Below are 4,377 nucleotides of genomic sequence, written 5' to 3'. Positions count from 1 at the left end.
GTATCAAGACAAATGGGCACCGCATCCACATCGCCAAACCCTTTAAACAGCACGGCCTTGCCTTCCATAACTGGCAAAGCCGCTTCTGGGCCTATATCACCAAGCCCCAACACCCTAGTGCCATCAGAAACAACGGCAATCATATTTCCCCGACAAGTTAGTTCAAAAGAAAGGTCTTTGTTGTCTTCAATGGCTTTGCAGGGTTCAGCAACCCCCGGTGTATAGGCCAGACTAAGATCATACCGGGAAGACAACGGCACTTTTGCAGTTACCGCCCATTTTCCTTGATTGTCCCGATGCAGTTTTAATGCTGTTTCGCGTATATCCATCATATAGCCTCCTCAATAAAGTTTTAAAGCTTAACTCCCATTTCACTTAGGTGACAGTAGTTAATAGGGTAAGCCAATTGATGGAATTATATGCGATACCGCACTACATAGTTATTCTGCTAATGGCGCGAATGGCTGGCTTTAATCCGTTCAATAATGGGCTTAGCCTCCGGTGACAGTAAATATTGATAAGTTGTTTCCGGAACCAGGTCTTTAACAGCAGCCCAATTTTCCTGACGCACCAATTCTCTCACTCGCGAAGCACTAATCGGCTGATTACCGTTCATAATCCGCGGCATCACATGAAGTTCAACCCCATATTGCGGAAGGATTTCAGCTAGTGCCTGGTTATAACTGCTCGTTGTGGCGCAATATGGCTCCTCACCGACATATCGCTTCGTAATACCTAATGCCGGAGCAATATAGCGGGCAAAGACAGTGGCATCCAAGCGGGTCTGGGCCTGAGAAGTAGCTTCTCCCCGGGTAAAGTAAGCGGGAAATGTGGCTGCAGAAATAATATATTTACCTGCAGGCAATACCAAAATATTATCAAATTCAGCCAAGCCTTCCTGCACCAGACGCAAGCGAACATCAAACGGAAACATTGACCGGTCTTCACTGACAACCAGCACAACCACGGCCTTATTGTCTGTAGCTGCCTTGGAAATTACGGCTTTGTGCCCCAAGGTAAATGGGTTGCAGTTAACAACCAGCGCTGCTCTTGGCCCTTCAGGCAGTGTTCCGGCTTTTCTTGCTATTTCTCGGCAATATTCTTCAATCGAACCTAAACCTGATTCTAGTAAAACCGCGTGCGGCTCAGCCCGGGCAATTTCTTTAAATCCTAAGCCGGTGAACATGGGGGCGGCAGTGGGTTTGGTATAAATAAAATAATGATAGATTCCACGCTGTCTGGCCTGCTGCATAAGCTGACTAACTACATTCGCAGTTAATCCTTCGCCTTGCAGACGGGGTGAAACAGCGATATTTCTCAGTACTTCACCGGCCATCGATCCGGTAGCAACCATTTCTTCATTTTGAAAAAAAGCTACCGTATACTCGACATCCCCGTCAAAAGTTAAGTCAAAGCCTGCTAAAAACTTGCGCACAGCCTCTACTTCCCGGGTATTGCCAAGGTTAATCTCTCTCATATCATAATTCACCCACATGCCAATACCTCCAAACACCAGTATTCCTCATTAAAAACCGAGATTGCTACGCAGCGCTCGCAATGACATTACATCACTTGCCAGGAGGGCAGACGGAGCAATCTCAGGTATTGTCTATCTTACTTGTTTTACAACATCAATTACCGTACCATCACGATACTCAACTACTGCAACAATTTTGTCATTAGTTGAAATACTTTCTGGTTTACCAGCCATTTTTTCAGCCAGTTCTTTTAATTCTTCCACACTCTTGAGCGGTAAACCGGTTGCTTTAAACTGTTCATACAGATCAGTACGACGAGGATTCACCGCAACACCACGTTCGGTAACCAATACATCGACAGTTTCACCTGGTGTGGTAGCAGTTAATACCTTGTCCCTGATGATTGGCAAACGACCGCGCAGCAAATTAGCAACAATAATGGTCACTTTTGCTCCGGCAGCAGCATCGCTATGTCCGCCAGAACCGCCCATGATCACACCATCAGAACCGGTTACAACATTAATGTTAAAGTCAGTGTCAATTTCAGTTGCACCCAATACTACTGCATCTAATTTATTTACAGCAGCCCCTTGGTTGAACGGGCTGGCATAGAAGTCAGCACTTACTTCCAAGTGATTGGGGTTAGTTGCTATCGAGCGTACAGCCTCAAGGTCAAATCCTTGCACATCAATGAGCTTTCTAAATAAGCCGCGCTCTAACATTTCTACCATATAGCCGGTAATTCCACCTAAAGCAAAACTTCCGGTTACATTGGCTTCTTCCATCATTTGACGGACATAGTATGCGGCAGCCAGTGATGCTCCGCCAGCTCCGGTCTGGAAGGAGAAGCCGTCTTTAATGAGTCCCGCGGCTTTAATGACTTTCGCCGTAGTTTCAGCAATTTTAAGTCCCACTGGATCGCGGGTGATTTTGGTTGTACCAGATACTATCCCTTTGGGGTCACCAATAGAATCCACTTTGACCACATAATCTACTCTGGTTTGCGGAATAGAGATTGGGGACAGCGGATATGGCATCAGATTGTCGGTTATGGCTACTACATGTTCGGCATATTGAGCATCAGGTATAGCATAACCCAATGAACCGCAGGCGGCAGGGCCTTCTACCCCATTCAAGTTGCCGTACTCATCAGCTGCAGGCGCAGCGATAAAGGCCACATCGATTTTGAGTTGGCCACATTCAATGGCTCTAGCCCGGCCACCATGAGTTCTTAAAATTACCGGGCGCGGGAATTCACCACGTGATACGGCCTGTGCTACAGGGCCTGACATATAGTTGGTATCCAGTCCTGTAACCACGCCGCTTTTAACATGCTCAACAATCGGGGCATGTACTGGAAAAACAGAGCTTAATGCTATTGTCAGATTCTTAATTCCTAGTTTGGCAGCTACTGCCAATACCATATTTACAACACCGTCACCATTTCTGAGGTGATGGTGGAAAGACAAGGTCATACCATCTGTGATAGGAATCTGTTTAAATACAGTTTCCAAATCAGCTACCAGCTTTTGTTCACCAGGCAGAATCCGTTTTACTTTGGGTGCTTGCCGCGCCATATCCGGCATGGTAGCAAAAGCACCGGCAAAAGGCCGTACTTTGCCGTAGCCTTCAATATATTCAGGCAGCTCGCGGCCAATGGCATTTTTCAGTTGATTCATTATAAGCCCTCCTTTGCCAGGCCCAGCAAACGGGCTAAATACAGTATACGTTCCGCTCTGGCAACGATAGGCGCATCCACCATTTTACCATCAAGGGAAGCAACGCCTGAGCCTTCAGCTTCGGCTTTACGGATGGCTTTGATTACCCGTTGCGCCCAATCAATTTCTATGTCAGTAGGATTAAATACTTTGTGGATATCGTCAATTTGACGGGGATTAATGGCTAATTTACCTTTGAAACCAAGCTGTTTAGCCAGTTCGGTATCGGCAATTAGACCCTCCCGGTCATTTACATCAGTAAACGGGGTATCGATGGACTGAATACCAGCAGCCGCAGCACTATTGACCACATGGGTTCTGGCGCTGAAAATTTCGGTCCCTTCTTTGGTCCGTTTGGCACCAAGGGAAGCCGTATAGTCTTCGGCACCAAAAGCTAATGCAACTACCCGTGGATGAGCTTTAGCGATATGGTAAGCTTCTGCAATACCTGCAGGAGTCTCCAGCAAAGCAATTAACTTAACCGGTGTTTGTCCAGGTTGTTCGGCAGCTTCTACCAAACGAACCACTTCGGCGATATCTTCCGGTTTCTCAACTTTGGGAACTACCAGCGCATCAGGACGGCAAGGTACTATTGCTTCGATGTCTTCCCTCGCAAAAGTTTCCAGAGGGTTAATGCGCACAGCTTTTTCACTGCCAGCGTAATCTACTGTTCGTAACGCTTGCGCTACCAGTAGACGAGCGGCATCTTTTTCGGTAGGAGCTACGGCATCCTCCAGGTCAAGGATGAGAGCGTCTGCTCCAAATACGCCACCATTTTGCAACATACCAGGATTATTTCCTGGCATAAAAAGCATAGTCCGGCGCAGATCCATTTATATCATCTCCTTTCGGAGAGTAATGCCAGCCCGGCTCAGAGCCGCAAGAGTACGCGCTTGAATGGTACAATCAAGCGCTCCTCTGTCAACTGCTTTAATATATACATCGGTAACATTTTGCTTAGCAAGTACAGCGGCAATGGTCTGCTTAATTGCCTCTCCATATTGAGCCAAAACAATGCTCTGAAGCTCAATCACCACACCGCTGCCTTTGCTGCCTGGCGCAATTGTTATCATAATATCATTCGATTCTAAAGTACCAGCTTGCGCCGGTTTGAGTACATTCATAGTAACCTCCTAAAAAAACTCTAGCCTTTGATGGTGTTTAAGAGTGTAAAGCCATCA

The 4,377-nt window shown here is 46.7% G+C and carries 4 protein-coding genes and 1 pseudogene; all 5 read right to left on the bottom strand.

The genetic code is table 11. The features are described from left to right. Positions 1 to 329: pseudogene (locus tag AC29Z1_RS14240) on the bottom strand (NAD-dependent malic enzyme); the annotation flags it as partial. Between the two features lie 119 nt (positions 330 to 448). After that, positions 449 to 1,495, bottom strand: coding sequence for a [citrate (pro-3S)-lyase] ligase (citC, locus tag AC29Z1_RS14235; protein WP_488272117.1), 1,047 nt, complete (start codon positions 1,493 to 1,495; stop codon positions 449 to 451). 114 nt (positions 1,496 to 1,609) lie between these two features. Next, positions 1,610 to 3,148: a citrate lyase subunit alpha gene (gene citF, locus AC29Z1_RS14230; RefSeq protein WP_488272118.1), complete on the bottom strand. Its 1,539-nt coding sequence runs from the start codon at positions 3,146 to 3,148 to the stop codon at positions 1,610 to 1,612. 8 nt (positions 3,149 to 3,156) lie between these two features. Continuing rightward, positions 3,157 to 4,029, bottom strand: coding sequence for an HpcH/HpaI aldolase/citrate lyase family protein (locus AC29Z1_RS14225; protein ID WP_488272116.1), 873 nt, complete (start codon positions 4,027 to 4,029; stop codon positions 3,157 to 3,159). Continuing rightward, positions 4,030 to 4,320, bottom strand: a complete 291-nt coding sequence (gene citD / locus AC29Z1_RS14220; RefSeq protein WP_488272115.1) for a citrate lyase acyl carrier protein — start codon at positions 4,318 to 4,320, stop codon at positions 4,030 to 4,032. Between the last annotated feature and the right edge of the window lie 57 nt (positions 4,321 to 4,377).

It is taken from the genome of Sporomusa sp. (assembly GCF_057736855.1).
Note: the sequence above shows the minus strand (reverse complement) of the source record. Positions and strands in the feature narration are given on the sequence as shown.